The organism is Klebsiella sp. CB_Kp196 (assembly GCF_040061575.1).
Lineage (GTDB): Bacteria > Pseudomonadota > Gammaproteobacteria > Enterobacterales > Enterobacteriaceae > Klebsiella > Klebsiella michiganensis.
Map to the genome: position 1 here is coordinate 68,533 of NZ_JBEAFH010000047.1, position 15,760 is coordinate 84,292.

A 15,760-nucleotide genomic window follows, 5' to 3' on the forward strand; every position below is an offset into this window, starting at 1 on the left:
CTCTCGCGTGTAGTTGCTACATAACTCTGTACCTAAAAAAATAATGTCGAGGATTTTATGGCTATAACCCATACGAAAGATAATCAGCTTAATTCTGCTCCCGTCAAGGTCAGTAATTATATTCGGATCATCCTGGCCCTGGCGCTATCCGGCCTTGCAGAATTAGCCTCACTCTTTTTTATTCAACCTCTGTTACCCGTTCTCGCCGTCGAATATGATGTGCCGGTGAGTCAGGTGAGTATCATTCTCTCCGCAGAAACGGCGCTTCTGGCTATCGGTTTATTATTCACCGGAACGCTGTCCGATCATTACGGCAGAAAAAAATTAATTATCGTTTCGCTGCTACTTGGCGGACTGCTGACGATGCTCTGTCCTCTGGTCGAATCATGGGCGATGCTGGTGGCCCTGCGTGCGGTTATTGGCCTGGCGCTCAGCGGTATCGCTGCTGCCGCAACCGCCTATATCAGCGAGGAGGTCGCGCCGGTGGTGGCGGGGGTGGTCACCGGATACTTCGTTTTTGGTAACTCGATGGGAGGGATGTCCGGGCGCATTGTGGCCAGCCAGCTGATCGACCATATCTCAATAAATACCATTTTCTATGGTTTTGCGATCAGCCTGATTTTGGTAGCTTTGCTGGTTTACTTTTTACTCCCGGCGTCTCAGAACTTTAAGCCAACGCAAAACCTCAACGTTCTTCGCGTGGTGAAAGGCGCGGCATCTCACTTTAAAAATAAAAAGCTGGCGTTAGCCTTTGTGATTAGCTTCATCATCTTTGGGGTATTCACCTCTCTCTATAACTACCTGGCTTTCTTCCTGAAAGGCGAACCCTTTCATATTTCTCCGGCGAATGCGGGCCTGCTCTCCTTTAGCTTTGCCTTAAGCTTTTTCACCGCCCCTCAGGCGGGACGACTTTCCGCAAAATACGGCAGTATGAGAGTCCTGCGCGCGCTGTTTGTGATGATGGCGCTGGGAATGCTGCTGACTTTAACGTCTAACGTCGTCACCTTTATTATCGGCGCGGTCATTTTTACCGGTTGTTTCTTTGGTTGTCACTCCATTGGCTTAAGCTGGGTAAGTAAAAATGCAACGCATGCACGTGGCCAGGCCGTCGCGCTGTATCTGTTCTTCTACTACATGGGCGGCTCAGTGATTGGTTTCGTGAACGGCTTTGTTTTCCACTCTATGGGCTGGCAGGGGATGACGGGATTCATTATTGCGCTACTGGCCGTGGGGGCGGTGGTTGCAACGTATTTGTCTTCCAGCGAAACAAAAGCCATGGTTCCGGTTGAGTCTTAAACCTTCGTGGCGAAGTGAATGACTCACGTCATCTCCAGTGGCGTGAGTAAAGAAATTCAATGTTAGTAAGGTGTCATCATGAAATTAGCAAGCTATGTTCATCATGGTCGTAAGAGTTATGGAATATTGACGGATACAGGCATTATTGACCTGGGTAGCAAGATTGGTCATCAATATCGTACGCTGAAGGACTTACTGCAGTGGGGCGCTATTGAGATCGCCGGCCAATATGTTAATTATCCGGTCGATGTCATGATGGCTGATATTACTTTTTTACCGGTCATTGAAAATCCAGGGAAAATTTTCTGCGTCGGTATGAACTATGCGGAAAAAAGAAAAGAGTTTTCTGAAACCAGCGATGCGCCGACCCTCTTTATTCGTTTTCCTGACTCGCAAACCGGTCATGCAACGCCGATATTAAAACCCGCGCTATCCAATGAATTTGATTATGAAGGTGAGCTGGCCGTTATTATTGGCAAACCGGGTATGAATATCGATACTGACGCTGCCCTGAGCCATGTTGCAGGCTATAGCTGCTATATGGATGGATCGGTGCGCGACTGGCAGCATGCCTGGTTTACCGCCGGGAAAAACTGGCGGCAGACCGGCGCGTTTGGTCCCTGCCTGACAACCGTTGATGAAATACCCGATCCCCACCGCTTGTCTATTCAAACCTATTTGAACGGCATTATGGTTCAGAATGATTCAACGAGCAGTATGATCCATAAAGTTGCCGATCTGATTAGCTATATCAGTACTTTTACGGCGCTCAGCGCCGGCGATGTCATTATTACCGGCTCTCCTGGCGGCGTCGGTAAAAAAAGAACGCCCCCACTCTTTATGCACGAAGGCGATCGGGTTGAGGTGGTAATTGAAAATATTGGGCATCTCATGAATACGATTGTCGAATCAAAACCGCAGCACGAATTGCAGATGTCGTCGTCTCCGCGGGCTCAGACAAGATTATTTGACGCTCATTAAGGTATGGGCAGGAGAAACAAGATGTACACCGACCAAACGCTAGAATTCGAGAAAGTGGAAACTAGCAACGGTACCTTCAGAGACGAAATTATTCTCTTTCTGAAGAACAATGGATTAGGCATCGACGGCGACATTGAGCAATTTGTTGTCGCGCGCTGCCAGCGGCAGCTGGTTGCCTGCGCCGGGCTTGCGGGGAATACGTTAAAATGCATTGCGGTTGCCAGAGAGTGGCGCGGGACAGCGTTAGGCCTGAAAATCATTCATGAAGCGGAGCTGCAGGCTGTTCAGAACGGCGAACATCAGCTTTTTCTCCTGACGTGTCCGGACAATGTGCGGTCATTCCAGGGATGCGGATTTTATCCTTTGGTCACCCTCGATAACAGGGCGACGCTGATGGAGAATTCGCCGGTTGGCATCCATCGCTACTGCCGCCAACTGCGGGGCCAGCATTTGGTGACGGCCGGAAATATCGGCGGGATTGTGATGAATGCAAATCCCTTTACGTTAGGGCACCAGTATCTGATTGAGCAGGCTGCAAAAGCGTGCGACTGGCTGCATGTCTTTGTCGTTGAGGAAGATCTGTCCACGTTTTCCTTTCGGCAACGGTTTGCCATGGTTCAGGAGGGGTCACGGCATCTGCCTAATATTACGGTCCATCCTGGCTCAAAATATATTATTTCTCGAGGAACATTCCCCGGTTACTTTCTCAAAGAAAAACAAATTATTAACGAGGTGTATGCCGCCATAGATTTGCTTATGTTCCGCCGTTACATTGCACCGGCTTTAAATATTAATCAGCGCTTTGTTGGTACTGAACCCTTCTGTAAGGTGACCGCGCAATATAATGACGCAATGCATCACTGGCTGGAGGATGAGATGACAATACCTGCCGCCAGTATCAAGGTGAATGAGATTCAGCGGATGACCGATATGAATAATCTTCCCATCTCCGCCTCTGCGGTCAGGAAATTGTTAAGTCACGAAGATATGCACACCGTTAAAAGTATGGTGCCTGCAACTACGATGCCTTATTTATATAAATGGTTATCAGCGAATCAATCTAAGCAGCCCGATTTAGATATGGTTGATGCTTAATAAATCATTGTTCAGGATATTTATATGAAAATATTACATGCGGCAATCGCCGGGACGCTGGAATCCAGCGACCTGGTTGTCAAAGTCAGCCCCTACGATGATGGGCTCGATATTACTATCAACAGCGAAGTGTACAAACAATTTGGTGAACAGATTACGGCGGTGGTTAATGAAACACTTTCCGCATTAAACGTTACGCAGGGGCAAATTATTGTTGAGGATAAGGGTGCGCTGGACTGCGTTATCCGCGCCAGAATGCAGGCGGCGATTTTACGGGGAACGGCCAGCAACGAAATTGCGTGGGAAAAATTATGATGAAAAAATTACGCCGTAGCATGCTTTTTTTACCGGGTTCAAGCGCCGCTATGCTTTCAACAGCCTTTATTTATAAACCCGATTCAATCATGTTTGACCTGGAAGATGCGGTCTCGTTGAAAGAGAAAGACAGCGCGCGGCTGCTGGTGTTCCATGCGCTACAGCATCCTATGTATAAAGATATTGAAACCGTTGTCAGGATTAATCCGCTGAATACGCCATTTGGCTTAAAAGACCTGGAAGCGGCGGTGCGCGCTGGCGTCGATGTTATCCGTTTACCCAAAACCGATACGCCGGAAGATATTTACCAGCTTGAGCGTGAAATTGTGCGTATTGAAGAGAGCTGCGGCCGCCCGGTGGGCTCTACGCAGCTGATGGCGGCGATTGAATCGGCGGTGGGGGTCATTAATGCCGTCGCTATCGCCAGGTCCTCTCAACGACTGATGGGGATTGCGCTGGCGGCGTTTGATTACGTTATGGATATGCAAACGGAACGCGGCGACGGTACCGAGCTGTTTTACGCGCGCTGCGCGGTATTACATGCGGCCCGCGGGGCAGGTATTGATGCGTTTGACGTGGTCTATGCCGATATTAATGACGAGGCCGGCTTTTTGAAAGAAGTGGATTTGATTAAACGTATGGGCTTTAACGGTAAGTCGCTTATTAATCCGCGGCAGATAGAGATCTTACATAATGCCTATGCCCCCACTCAGGAAGAAGTTGATTACGCGGAGCGTGTTATTGCCGCGGCCGAAGAAGGGGAGCGTAGCGGACTTGGGGTGATTTCACTGAACGGCAAAATGATTGACGCGCCGATCATCAACCATGCCCGGGTGGTTATTGAACGTAAAAATGCCTCCGGCATCCGGCAATAATCTCCATTCAGTCACCAGCAACAGGATTTAACTATGAATCAATTAACCGAAGCCCTTCATAATATATCCGGCGCCCAGCACCAGTATGAGGTATTTTCCGGCGCAAATACCCATACGCCCTATCTTGCGGATACCCGGCAAAAATATCAGCGCAAACTTTTTGACACGCTGGATGAAGTTTTATCGCGCTGCGATTTACGCGATGGGATGACCGTTTCATTTCATCACGCCTTCCGCGAGGGTGATCAAGTGATTAACTACGTTATGGCCAGGCTGGCGGAAAAAGGCCTGCGAGGGCTGACGCTGGCGTCAAGTTCCCTGATGACCTGCAACGCGCCGCTGATCGAGCATATTAAACACGGCGTTATTAGCAAAATCTATACCTCCGGGATGCGCGGTGAATTAGCGGATGCGATTTCACACGGCCTGATGGAGGAGCCGGTACAGATCCACTCGCACGGCGGCAGGGTCAATCTGATTGAAAAGGGTGAAATTAATATTGATGTCGCGTTCCTGGCGGTCTCCTGCTGCGACGAATATGGCAATGCCAGCGGCAGCGGCGGCAAATCCCGATGCGGCTCGCTTGGCTACGCGATGGTCGATGCAAAATACGCCCGCAAGGTGGTTTTGCTGACGGAAAGCATTGAGCCGTTTCCGTATATGCCGGCCAGCATTATTCAGGATCAGGTTGATTATATTGTCAAAATCGACAGCGTAGGCGACCCGGCGAAAATCAGCGTTGGCGCCGCGCGCGTGACCAGCAATCCGCGAGAGCTGATGATCGCGCGGTCTGCTGCGGACGTCATTGAGCATTCCGGTTATTTTCGCGATGGCTTTTCTCTGCAAACGGGATCGGGCGCGGCGTCCACCGCCTGCACGCGATTCCTGGAGTCCCGCATGAGGAAACACAATATCGTCGCCGGCTTTGCCTTAGGCGGCATTACCGGCAGTATTGTCGATCTGCATGAAAAGGGGCTGATTACTAAGCTGCTGGATACACAAAGCTTTGATGGCGCGGCGGGGGAGTCGCTGGCGAAAAATCCGCACCACGTTGAAATCTCGACCAGCGTTTACGCCAACCCGGCGGCGAAAGCCGCCTGCTGCGACCGCGTGGATATCGTCATCTTAAGCGCTCTGGAAATTGATACGGATTTTAACGTCAACGTACTGACCGGCTCCGACGGCGTGATGCGCGGGGCATCGGGCGGACATTGCGATGTCGCGGCGGCGGCAAATTTAACTATCGTGGTCGCGCCCCTGATCCGCAGCCGCATTCCCACCGTCGTCAGGCACGTCACGACCCGCGTAACGCCGGGAGAGAGCATTGACGTGCTCGTCACCGACCACGGCATTGCCGTGAATCCTGCCCGTCCGGAAGTCAAAGAGAGGCTGACGGCGGCCGGTTTGCCGGTCGTTGACATCGAGGCGCTTTATCAGACATCGCTGGTGATTTCTGGCGAGCCGAAACCTATTGAGTTTACCTCGCGCATTGTCGGCGTCGTGCGTTATCGCGATGGCAGCGTCATTGACGTGGTAAGGCAGGTGAAAGAATGATCGGCGAAACAACAAACGCTTCCTGCGCCCCTCTCACCCTTGAGGAAGTCCTCAAAGCCAGAGAAGCGCGCGCGAGTGTACAACAGGCGTGGCTGCGCCGCTTCGAACAACCGATGGTATCCACCACGCTCGTCTGGCCCGGAGAGGTAAAAGATACGCCGCTTGCCCGGCAGGTTATGGCGGAGGCGACGGACGCGTTCAGCCAGCTGCTGCGGAAACATCGCTGGGGCGTTTCCAGACACGACGTTCGTTTTCAGCCCACCGGGCCCGAAGCGTTCTGGTCCGTAGCGGCGCCAGCCTGGATGATCAAGCACGTGACGGCGCATCTTGAAGATCATCATCCTCTCGGGCGTCTGTGGGATATCGATGTCTTTTGTCCCACATCCGGATTAATTAAGCGCAGCGCGATCCGACAGCCGATGCGCAAATGCTTCATTTGCAATGAGGCTGCCCACGTCTGTTCCCGTATGCGCCGCCATTCTCAGAATGAACTTGCGCAAGTGATTGAGGATTTAGCCTATGACTATTTTCGCGGTCAACGCTGAACGGGCTGAGCAACGGGAAAGCATCGCCTGGCTGGCTGCCGAGGCGATGTATCGGGAAGTGAGATTAACGCCAAAGCCCGGGCTGGTTGATGGCGAGAACAATGGTGCGCATCGTGATATGAACATCGCCCTGTTTATGGCCAGTATTCGCGCCGTCTCGCCCTGGTTTCCGCGCTTTTTTGCGCAGGGAAAGGCGACGGCGGATTTGCCTGCCCCGCAGACGCTATTGGCGATAAGGCCCACAGGACTGGCCTGCGAACAGGCGATGTTTAACGCCACGGGGGGAGTAAACACCCACAAAGGCGGCATTTTTTCCCTTGGCCTGCTGTGCGCCGCCGCTGGGCGCCTTGTTAAGCGCAACCAGATGCTTAGCCAGCGCAATCTGTGCGAGGAAACCCGCGCGATGTGCGCGGGCCTGGTTAGCCAGGAACTGAAAAGAAAGGGCCTCGCCAAAACCAAAGGCGAGCATATTTTTCAGCGCTTTGGGCTTAGCGGCGCGCGGGGTGAGGCTGAGAACGGCTTTTATACCGTCAGGCAGTTCGGGCTGCCGCAGTGGCAGAAAGCGCGGCGGGAGGGGTTATCTGAGCAGGATGCGCTGCTCAGGATGCTGCTGGCCCTGATGGCCTTCAACCCCGATACCAATGTGGTGTCCCGGGGCGGGCTGAGCGGCCTGCAGTATGTGCAGCGCTATGCGCAACGCGTTCTGAATATAGAACACCTGGCGGGTGAAAAGCTCAGAAAAGCGCTGAGACACATGGATAAGGCGTTGATTGACAGAAATATTAGCCCTGGCGGCAGCGCGGATCTCCTTGCCGTTGGCTGGGTACTTTCCCATTACCCGGCCTGACGGGCGGTACTGAACGTGGAGAGGAAGGCTTTATGACTACCCAACGTCTGGAACAGCTCAGCGAGAAGTTGACGATTATTCTGGTGCCGGGCCTGCGAGACAGCGATGAGCATCACTGGCAAAGCTGTTGGAGTCGTCGTTTTCCTTTTTGGAAGCGGATAAGCCAGCGGAACTGGCTGGAGCCGGATATCGATGCCTGGGTATCCGCTATCCGTCGGGAGCTGGCTACCTGTCAGCGGCCGGCCGTGCTGGTCGGCCACAGCTTTGGGGCGCTCGCCGCATGTCGCCTGATTCAGACGCAAAAGGTGAACATCGCGGGTATCGTCATGGTTGCGCCTGCGGAGCCATCGCTCTTCGAACTGGACGAGGCGGTACTTCCCGAGAGGCTGCGGGTGCCCAGCCTCCTGTTTGCCAGCCGAAACGATCCGTTAATGACCTTTAAGCGAGCGCAGTACTGGGCGCAATGCTGGGGAGGGCGGTTAATCGATCTGGGTGACGCCGGGCATATTAATGCTGAGTCCGGATTCGGGGAGTGGAATTATGGTCTGGAGCAGTTAGCAGAATTTTGTGAAGGCTTACCGCAATTTATTAAAAGTTAATTTTACCAACCGAATATCGCTATTACATAAACAACCTTCAGATAAATAACATCTGAAACGGAGAGCATATGTTAGAAGCTTATAATAAGCATGTGGACGAACGCGCTGAAAAAAATATTCCACCGAAGCCGTTAACCGCTGAGCAAACGCAAGAATTAATTACATTACTGACCAGCAAGACCTGCGATGATAAACATGCCCTTGTACAGCTGTTAGCGCATCGCGTGCCGCCGGGCGTCGATCCGGCGGCGAAGATTAAAGCCGATTTTCTTTATCAGCAGATCAAAGAAGAAAACCCGGCGAGTATTATTGCGCCTCAGCAGGCTATTGAACTGCTGGGCACCATGCAGGGCGGTTATAATATTCAACCGCTCATTCACTTACTGGACGATCCCCGCTGGGCCAGCAGCGCAGCGGAACAATTAAGCGCCACGCTGCTTATTTTTGAAAAATTTAAGGATGTGGAAGAAAAGGCGAAACAAGGAAATGCCTGGGCGCAAAAAGTGATTCAGTCATGGGCCGACGCCGAATGGTTTTTACGTCGTCCGGCGCTGCCGGAGAAGATCACGCTGAAAGTATTCAAAGTGACGGGGGAAACCAATACTGATGATTTGTCCCCTGCGCCCGAGGCATGGTCACGTCCGGATATTCCTCTGCATGCCTTGTCCATGTTGTGTCATCCGCGCGACGGCGTCAGCCCGGATGAACCGGGAAGCCGCGGGCCGATACGACAGCTAGAGCAGTTAAAGAAAGAGGGCTATCCGCTGGTCTACGTCGGCGATGTCGTCGGCACCGGCTCTTCGCGAAAATCGGCCACTAACTCTATTTTATGGCACCTTGGCAACGATATTCCATGGGTGCCGAATAAACGAAGCGGCGGCTTTGTTTTTGGCGGCAATATTGCGCCCATCTTTTTTAATACCCTGGAAGATTCCGGCGCGCTGCCCCTTGAAATGGATGTTTCCGCGCTATCCACGGGAATGCTGATTGATCTCTATCCGTATCGCGGGGAAATTTGCGAAGCCCACAGCCAGCGTCCTGTCACCTCATTTTCCCTGAAAACGGACGTTCTGCTGGATGAAGTGCGCGCCGGAGGGCGCATTCCGCTGATTATTGGCCGCAGCCTGACGGCCAGAGCGCGGCAATCATTGAACCTTGCGCCCTCCGACGTTTTCCGCCGGCCGAAAGCGCCGGCACCCTCCGCCGCCGGCTTTACGCTGGCGCAGAAAATAGTGGGGAGAGCCTGCGGCGTTGCCGGGATCCGACCAGGACAGTACTGCGAGCCGCGAGTCACCACCGTCGGTTCGCAGGATACCACCGGAGGAATGACGCGCGATGAGCTTACCGATCTGGCCTGCCTGAATTTTTCCGCTGATTTGGTTATGCAGTCTTTCTGCCATACTTCGGCCTATCCCAAGCCGGTTGATGTGAAGCTGCATGAAACGCTGCCCGAGTTTATCAGCCGCCGAAACGGCGTGGCGCTGAAGCCGGGTGATGGCATTATCCACTCCTGGCTTAACCGTATGCTGATTCCTGATACCGTGGGGACCGGGGCGGATTCGCACACCCGTTTCCCGCTTGGCATCTCTTTTCCCGGGGGCTCCGGGCTGGTGGCCTTTGCTGCGGCAACGGGCATTATGCCGCTGGATATGCCGGAGTCCGTACTGGTCCGTTTTACGGGAGAGATGCAGCCGGGGATAACCCTGCGCGATCTGGTTCACGCTATTCCGCTCTATGCCCGCAAGCAGGGATTACTGACGGTGGAGAAAAAAAATAAGATCAATATTTTCTCCGGCCGTATCCTGGAAATCGAAGGGCTCGGGATGCTGAAAGCGGAGCAGGCCTTTGAACTGGCCGACGCCTCGGCCGAACGCTCCGCAGCGGCGTGCGTGCTGCGTCTGGAAGAGGAGAACGTGGCGGAATACCTGCGCTCCAATGCCACATTGCTACGCTGGATGATTAATCAGGATTATGAAAATGCCGACACGCTGGCGCGGCGAATTGCGGAAATTGAGGCGTGGCTGGCGAATCCGTCGCTGCTGGTGGCCGATGAGAACGCCGAATATGCCGCGGTGATTGAGATCGATCTCACGGAAATTACCGAACCCATCGTCTGTGCGCCGAACGATCCGGATGACGCCCGGCTGCTGTCGGAAGTCGCGCGTACGCCGATAGATGAGGTCTTTATTGGCTCCTGCATGACGAATATTGGCCATTTCCGCGCCGCCGGTAAAATTATTGCCGACGCCCGCGAGATACCCGTACGGCTGTGGCTGGCTCCGCCGACGAAAATGGATGCGCGTCAGCTTGCCAGTGAAGGCTACTTTAATCAGTTTATAAAAACGGGCGCCAGAATCGAACCCGCCGGCTGTTCGCTGTGTATGGGGAACCAGGCGCGGGTACGTCAGGGCAGTTCCGTTGTTTCAACATCGACTCGTAACTTCCCGAATCGTCTGGGCACCGATGCGAACGTTTTTTTAGCATCGGCGGAGCTGAGCGCCGTGGCGGCGATGATAGGGAAAATGCCGACCGTTGAACAATATTTCTGGCACATGGATAAAATCAAAGCAACAAGGGACGATATTTATCGTTACCTGAACTTCGATCGGCTGCCAGAGTATCAGTCAACGAATGATGGAAAAAATATTATTAAAACATTCGCTGGCTAATTCTTTACTGCATTAAGCAATAACGGTGAATAGCTCACTTGTTCAGCGGAAGCTTCAGAAGAAAGAGGCTTCTGCTTTTAATGACACGGATTGTAGCCGAGGTGAAGCATGTTGAAGTCAAAGCTAATAAAAATAGCGGTGCTTATTTTTATTATTATATTAGCAATCATCATTCCACCCCCCGCGGGATTAACGAAAGAAGCCTGGATACTGGCCGGTATCTACCTGGCATCCATTATAGGTCTGGTGAGTAAGCCTTATCCTGAGCCGGTTATCATGCTGTCGGCGGTAGGCTTGTCGTGCTTAACGGTGGCACGATTTGATGACTCCCCCGTCAGGTCAATGGATGTACTGAGCGGTTTTTCCTCGGGAACGACATGGCTGGTATTTAGCGCGTTTACTTTGAGCGCCGCTTTTGTCACCACCGGATTAGGGAAACGTCTGGCGTACTGGTTTATTTTAAAGTTCGGTGGGACAACCCTGCGGCTGGGGTATGTCACGGCGCTGTTGGATTTAATGCTGTCACCGGCGACGCCCTCTAACACCGCACGCGCCGGCGGCGTCGTATTCCCGATTATCAATAGCATTGCCCTGGTGTTAGGTTCAACGCCAAAAGAGAGTCCGCGTCAGGCCGGACGTTATCTGATGGTGAATATCTATATGGTGACTAAAACCACCAGCTATATGTTTTTGACCGCGTTTGCCGGAAATGCCTTAGCGTTACAGTTAATTTCCGATATTTTTCATATCCGCATAAGCTGGGTAGGGTGGGCTCTGGCGGGGGTACCGCTTGGGCTATTGATGTTAGCCGTCATTCCTTATATCACCTACAAAATAGTGCGCCCGCAATTAAAAGAAATAGACAATGTAAAAATAGCCACTGCGGGCCTAAATGACCTGGGGCCCATCAGTTCGAAAGAGACAGGGCTGATCGTGGTCTTTATCTCCGCACTCTCCGGCTGGATATTTTCTCATTATCTGGGGCTGAATGAATCCTCCGTTGCGGTGATTGCCATGGCTGGCGCTTTGCTCACGAATGTCATTTGCTGGAATGATGTGCTGCAAAATAAGGGCGGCTGGAATACGTTAATCTGGTACGGCGGCATTATTGGACTGAGTGCGACCTTAAGCAAAGAGGGATTTTTTAAATGGCTTGCCGCCTTTATGTCCGAGCATCTGGATTTCCTCGGCGCCGGTAACACGACCATTGTGATTATTGTTTTTTTAAGCATCGTCGTGCGCTATTTATTCGCCTCCGGCGGTGCATACGTCGCGGCTATGGTTCCCGTCTTCGCCACCGTCGGACTGGTTACCGGAACGGCGCCTGCGCTGCTGGCGCTCGCCATCCTGTTTTCTAACTCTTACGGGGGCTGTATCACGCACTATGGCGGTGCCGCCGGGCCGATTATCTTTGCCGCCGGTTATAACGATATTAAATCCTGGTGGTTAACCGGGACCATAATCGCTTTATTAACGTTTCTGCTGCATATGGTTGTCGGCATTCCGTGGTGGGGCTTTTTGATTCAGCACGGAATACTCTGAGGCCAGCCTTGTTTTTTATTACCTGACGGCTCGCGATATAACGAAAAAACCCCGACATGATGTCAGGGTTTTTTAACTGGCGTGAGTCCATCATCGGCAGCGAAGCTGAAATCTACCGCCAGCAAATAAAGCGCAGCTTAGATGGCGAAGACGTTACCGGCAGAAGGGCCTTTCTGGCCATCTTCAATGGTGAATTCGACTTTCTGGCCTTCGTTCAGGGTTTTAAAACCGCCGCCCTGGATAGCGGAAAAATGTACAAACACATCTTTGCTACCGTTGTCCGGGGTGATGAAACCAAAGCCTTTCGACTCATTAAACCATTTTACTAAACCAGTCATTTTATTAGACATTGATAATACCTCAACATATCTGAGCCTTACGGCGAAAAGGTTTCGCACAGAATCTAATTAATAACGATAAGGAGACTCAAAAGGAAGAATTATCAACGGATAACACTTAAGATGAGGACTGCTTTACTGAACCGCTTTATTATGTCTGTGTACTTAACCGACCAATCATTAGTCACATACTTCACCGCGGATAGCAAGACTTATTTCAATTGATATTGCCGGGGCGGAGAGTGATACGGGAAGAGGGGGGAGTGATTCACCAGCGACTTGCTGATGGCGTAATGATAATAACTTTCAGTATTTCATTGAATTAACTCGATTTTTGGTTACGGTGACGTGGATGAATCTGCAGAGAATGTTTTTTTATTTTTCCGAACAGGCTCACCCGGCGGTGAAGCCATATCACCGGTCGCAGCGCGATTAATTTAGGCCGTTTCTCATTATTTATCCCCATCGGGGTATCTGGACGGCTAAAATTTCATTTGCTTATTAATGGTATTCATGCCTTAATGAAATTATTAATCCGAAAAAACGCATGCACTTAAAAATTTTACCGGCCCGTTCTCATTACCAGGCGCTATCGCTGATACCCCCTTTCTTTTGAGTCCATACGTTTAATCCGACACGTTTTCTGTCAATTACCTGATGCGCAACTGGAGTCAGTATGTCCTCAAGAATTAAAGGTCTGGTCAAGTGGTATAATGAGTCGAAGGGATTTGGTTTCATTTCACCTCTCGATGGCGGTAAAGATATCTCGGTCCATTGCTCGGCGCTGCGTGGTGATAATTTTAATACCCTGTTTGAAGGCCAGAAAGTTGAATATGCCATACTCCATAGAGATGACAAAGGCCCTGCCGCCACCCATGTCATACTGTGCGATAAATAACGATTTATAGCGTTACGCCCGCGATAGCGAAAGCCGTGCTGGCGATATCACGACGGCCTGTCCCAGGATTTTCCTCCCTTATTCCATGTCCTGTCCCTGAGCGCAACGACAGCCGCGTTGCGTACGGTTTTTCTTATCCGGCGATGCGGCAGAAATGCGTTCAACGGATTCTGGAAGCGCGTACAATTCATCGGCTTTCAGTCAGTATTTAAATCCGATGACAGGGGATAGTGATGGTCAGACGCTTTTTGGTGTGTTTCTTCATGCTGTGCGCATGCTCAGCCTTTGCCGCTAACGGTGGGAATGGCGGCGACGGCGGGAATGGGAATAACTCGGATGGGGGCAATGGCTCTGATGGCAGCGCGACCGCGTCGGGACGCGATGGTTGCCCCGGCGGAACGCAGCCTGACTCGTCCGGAAAATTTTATCTTCCAGGCACAAAAGAACCGTGCAATCCGGGCAGGCAGGATGCCATGAAAAGCGCGCGCCATTAGCCTTATCAGCCGCTGTTTAGCGGCTGACGACAAGACCGCCGAACGAGTGAGGCAAGTCAGTTTCTTGTTAAATAAGGAGGAGTGTATGGGTCAGATGGTACGAAAAAATTACCCTGAACTGGGCGAGGTCAAGGCGCCCTACGTTCATTCGGTTAAGCACGGGAACACGCTCTATATTTCAGGGCTCACCGCGTTTGGCACCCGTGCGCAGCAGGCCGGTATTGGCGCACAGGCGGAGGAGGTTTTTACGCAGATACGAACCGTTGCCCGCGCCGAAGGCATCGATTTTTCCTCTCTTATCAAAGTCACGATCTTTATCACTTCTTTTGATGAGATCGACGAGTTGCGCAAAGTGCTTTACCGGAACTACGGCGATCATCTACCCGCCAGCTCGCTCGTAGAAGTCAGCCGCCTGTTTTCTGCGGATCTCAAAATTGAAATTGAGGCAATATTCGGCCTGTGAGCCAGTGTTTATTGCCCGGGCCGCGGTCTGCGCCGCCGGGCAGACTCAATCAATTTATTTGATGCATTCGGTTAAACAAACAATATTTATTCTCACCGGGTTATGCGTAAAGTAGAGGCATAACGCGGCAGACACGTTTTTCATTATGCGCCACCTGCCAACGACCTCCCTGCAACCCAGGACACCCACGTCATGAAAAAGATTGGCTTTTTGTCATTTGGTCACTGGACGCCGTCGCCGCAGTCCGGGACGCGCTCGGCCGCTGACGCGCTGCTGCAATCCATCGATCTGGCCGTTGCCGCCGAAGAGCTGGGCGCGGATGGCGCCTATTTCAGGGTGCATCATTTTGCCCGCCAGCTCAGCTCGCCGTTTCCCCTGCTGGCAGCGGTCGGGGCGAAAACCAAACGTATTGAAATCGGCACCGGCGTTATCGATATGCGCTATGAAAACCCGCTGTATATGGCCGAGGATGCGGGCGCGGCGGATTTAATCTCCGGCGGCCGTTTACAGCTGGGTATCAGCCGCGGCTCGCCGGAGCAGGTGATCGATGGCTGGCGCTATTTTGGTTATGTTCCCGGCGAGGGCGAAAACGAGTCCGACATGGCGCGCCGCCACACCGAAGTGCTGCTGGACGCGCTGCGCGGAGAGGGGTTTGCGAAACCTAACCCGCAGCCCATGTTCCCCAATCCGCCGGGACTGCTGCGGCTTGAGCCATATTCTGAAGGGCTGCGCGAGAGAATCTGGTGGGGCGCCGGTTCGAATGCGACGGCAAGATGGGCGGCAACGCTGGGGATGAACCTGCAAAGTTCGACGCTGAAAGACGATGAAACCGGCGAGCCGTTCCATATCCAGCAGGCGAAGCAGATCCGCGCCTATCGCGAGGCATGGGCAGAAGCGGGCCATACGCGCACGCCGCGGGTTTCGGTCAGCCGCAGCATTTTCGCTCTGATGAACGATCGCGACCGGATGTATTTCGGTTCAGGCCGTGACGAGAGCGATTCGATAGGTTTTCTCGACGAGAAGACCCGCGCCATTTTTGGCCGCAGCTACGCCGCAGAGCCGGATAAGCTGGTCGAACAGCTGAAGCAGGACGAGGCGATTGCCGAAGCGGATACGCTGTTGCTGACGGTGCCGAACCAGCTGGGCGTGGAGTATAACGCCCACGTGATTGAGTCCATACTGAAGCACGTTGCGCCGGCAATGGGCTGGCGCGACGCATAAACCCGCGCTGAGCGACGCCCCGCAGGCG

General features: G+C 52.6%; 15 protein-coding genes. 14 read left to right on the forward strand and 1 reads right to left on the reverse strand.

What is annotated here, in order from left to right:
- Nucleotides 1–57: 57 nt before the first annotated feature.
- The 11 genes from ABLU87_RS15630 to ABLU87_RS15680 all read left to right on the forward strand — a co-directional run bounded on the left by ABLU87_RS15630 (nt 58) and on the right by ABLU87_RS15680 (nt 12,318).
- Complete coding sequence (locus ABLU87_RS15630) at nt 58–1,296, forward strand: MFS transporter (RefSeq protein ID WP_004849622.1); 1,239 nt, start codon at nt 58–60, stop codon at nt 1,294–1,296.
- A gap of 78 nt (nt 1,297–1,374) precedes the next feature.
- Nucleotides 1,375–2,277, forward strand: coding sequence for a fumarylacetoacetate hydrolase family protein (locus tag ABLU87_RS15635; RefSeq protein WP_064358337.1), 903 nt, complete (start codon nt 1,375–1,377; stop codon nt 2,275–2,277).
- A 21-nt stretch (nt 2,278–2,298) separates the two neighbouring features.
- Entirely contained in the window at nt 2,299–3,372 is a 1,074-nt protein-coding gene (gene citC, locus ABLU87_RS15640; protein WP_014228728.1) for a [citrate (pro-3S)-lyase] ligase, read from the forward strand.
- Between the two features lie 24 nt (nt 3,373–3,396).
- Nucleotides 3,397–3,687 (forward strand): citrate lyase acyl carrier protein, encoded by a 291-nt coding sequence (gene citD, locus ABLU87_RS15645; RefSeq protein WP_004849626.1) that lies wholly within the window; start codon nt 3,397–3,399, stop codon nt 3,685–3,687.
- Nucleotides 3,687–4,562: a citrate (pro-3S)-lyase subunit beta gene (gene citE, locus ABLU87_RS15650; protein WP_014228729.1), complete on the forward strand. Its 876-nt coding sequence runs from the start codon at nt 3,687–3,689 to the stop codon at nt 4,560–4,562. The genes citD and citE overlap by 1 nt, the downstream gene beginning before the upstream one ends.
- A 33-nt stretch (nt 4,563–4,595) precedes the next feature.
- On the forward strand, nt 4,596–6,116 hold the full coding sequence (gene citF / locus ABLU87_RS15655) for a citrate lyase subunit alpha (RefSeq protein WP_064375167.1): 1,521 nt from the start codon (nt 4,596–4,598) through the stop codon (nt 6,114–6,116).
- Nucleotides 6,113–6,661: a citrate lyase holo-[acyl-carrier protein] synthase gene (gene citX / locus ABLU87_RS15660; RefSeq protein ID WP_014228731.1), complete on the forward strand. Its 549-nt coding sequence runs from the start codon at nt 6,113–6,115 to the stop codon at nt 6,659–6,661. Before citF ends, citX begins: the two co-directional genes overlap by 4 nt.
- Nucleotides 6,636–7,508 (forward strand): triphosphoribosyl-dephospho-CoA synthase CitG, encoded by an 873-nt coding sequence (citG, locus tag ABLU87_RS15665; protein WP_038424290.1) that lies wholly within the window; start codon nt 6,636–6,638, stop codon nt 7,506–7,508. The genes citX and citG overlap by 26 nt, the downstream gene beginning before the upstream one ends.
- 32 nt (nt 7,509–7,540) lie before the next feature.
- Nucleotides 7,541–8,107, forward strand: coding sequence for an alpha/beta hydrolase (locus ABLU87_RS15670; RefSeq protein WP_014838027.1), 567 nt, complete (start codon nt 7,541–7,543; stop codon nt 8,105–8,107).
- Nucleotides 8,108–8,175: 68 nt separating this feature from the next.
- A complete protein-coding gene (gene acnB, locus ABLU87_RS15675) occupies nt 8,176–10,776 on the forward strand; it encodes a bifunctional aconitate hydratase 2/2-methylisocitrate dehydratase (protein WP_122117822.1) in 2,601 nt (866 codons plus the stop codon).
- Between the two features lie 108 nt (nt 10,777–10,884).
- Nucleotides 10,885–12,318, forward strand: coding sequence for a DASS family sodium-coupled anion symporter (locus ABLU87_RS15680; protein ID WP_064358334.1), 1,434 nt, complete (start codon nt 10,885–10,887; stop codon nt 12,316–12,318).
- A gap of 137 nt (nt 12,319–12,455) precedes the next feature.
- On the opposite strand, the gene ABLU87_RS15685 is transcribed toward ABLU87_RS15680, so the two are convergent.
- Nucleotides 12,456–12,668: a cold-shock protein gene (locus ABLU87_RS15685; protein WP_004849644.1), complete on the reverse strand. Its 213-nt coding sequence runs from the start codon at nt 12,666–12,668 to the stop codon at nt 12,456–12,458.
- 664 nt (nt 12,669–13,332) lie between these two features.
- Here ABLU87_RS15685 and ABLU87_RS15690 point away from each other — a divergent pair.
- The 3 genes from ABLU87_RS15690 to ABLU87_RS15700 all read left to right on the forward strand — a co-directional run bounded on the left by ABLU87_RS15690 (nt 13,333) and on the right by ABLU87_RS15700 (nt 15,732).
- Complete coding sequence (locus ABLU87_RS15690; protein ID WP_004849645.1) at nt 13,333–13,554, forward strand: cold-shock protein; 222 nt, start codon at nt 13,333–13,335, stop codon at nt 13,552–13,554.
- A gap of 579 nt (nt 13,555–14,133) precedes the next feature.
- Entirely contained in the window at nt 14,134–14,511 is a 378-nt protein-coding gene (locus ABLU87_RS15695; protein WP_048263131.1) for a RidA family protein, read from the forward strand.
- 192 nt (nt 14,512–14,703) lie between these two features.
- A complete protein-coding gene (locus ABLU87_RS15700) occupies nt 14,704–15,732 on the forward strand; it encodes an LLM class flavin-dependent oxidoreductase (RefSeq protein WP_014228742.1) in 1,029 nt (342 codons plus the stop codon).
- Nucleotides 15,733–15,760: the final 28 nt, after the last annotated feature.

Coding starts and splice junctions, on each gene's coding strand:
- ABLU87_RS15630 (WP_004849622.1), top strand. CDS start 58: ATGGCTATAACCCATACGAAAGATAATCAGCTTAATTCTGCTCCCGTC.
- ABLU87_RS15635 (WP_064358337.1), top strand. CDS start 1,375: ATGAAATTAGCAAGCTATGTTCATCATGGTCGTAAGAGTTATGGAATA.
- citC (WP_014228728.1), top strand. CDS start 2,299: ATGTACACCGACCAAACGCTAGAATTCGAGAAAGTGGAAACTAGCAAC.
- citD (WP_004849626.1), top strand. CDS start 3,397: ATGAAAATATTACATGCGGCAATCGCCGGGACGCTGGAATCCAGCGAC.
- citE (WP_014228729.1), top strand. CDS start 3,687: ATGAAAAAATTACGCCGTAGCATGCTTTTTTTACCGGGTTCAAGCGCC.
- citF (WP_064375167.1), top strand. CDS start 4,596: ATGAATCAATTAACCGAAGCCCTTCATAATATATCCGGCGCCCAGCAC.
- citX (WP_014228731.1), top strand. CDS start 6,113: ATGATCGGCGAAACAACAAACGCTTCCTGCGCCCCTCTCACCCTTGAG.
- citG (WP_038424290.1), top strand. CDS start 6,636: ATGACTATTTTCGCGGTCAACGCTGAACGGGCTGAGCAACGGGAAAGC.
- ABLU87_RS15670 (WP_014838027.1), top strand. CDS start 7,541: ATGACTACCCAACGTCTGGAACAGCTCAGCGAGAAGTTGACGATTATT.
- acnB (WP_122117822.1), top strand. CDS start 8,176: ATGTTAGAAGCTTATAATAAGCATGTGGACGAACGCGCTGAAAAAAAT.
- ABLU87_RS15680 (WP_064358334.1), top strand. CDS start 10,885: ATGTTGAAGTCAAAGCTAATAAAAATAGCGGTGCTTATTTTTATTATT.
- ABLU87_RS15685 (WP_004849644.1), bottom strand. CDS start 12,668: ATGTCTAATAAAATGACTGGTTTAGTAAAATGGTTTAATGAGTCGAAA.
- ABLU87_RS15690 (WP_004849645.1), top strand. CDS start 13,333: ATGTCCTCAAGAATTAAAGGTCTGGTCAAGTGGTATAATGAGTCGAAG.
- ABLU87_RS15695 (WP_048263131.1), top strand. CDS start 14,134: ATGGGTCAGATGGTACGAAAAAATTACCCTGAACTGGGCGAGGTCAAG.
- ABLU87_RS15700 (WP_014228742.1), top strand. CDS start 14,704: ATGAAAAAGATTGGCTTTTTGTCATTTGGTCACTGGACGCCGTCGCCG.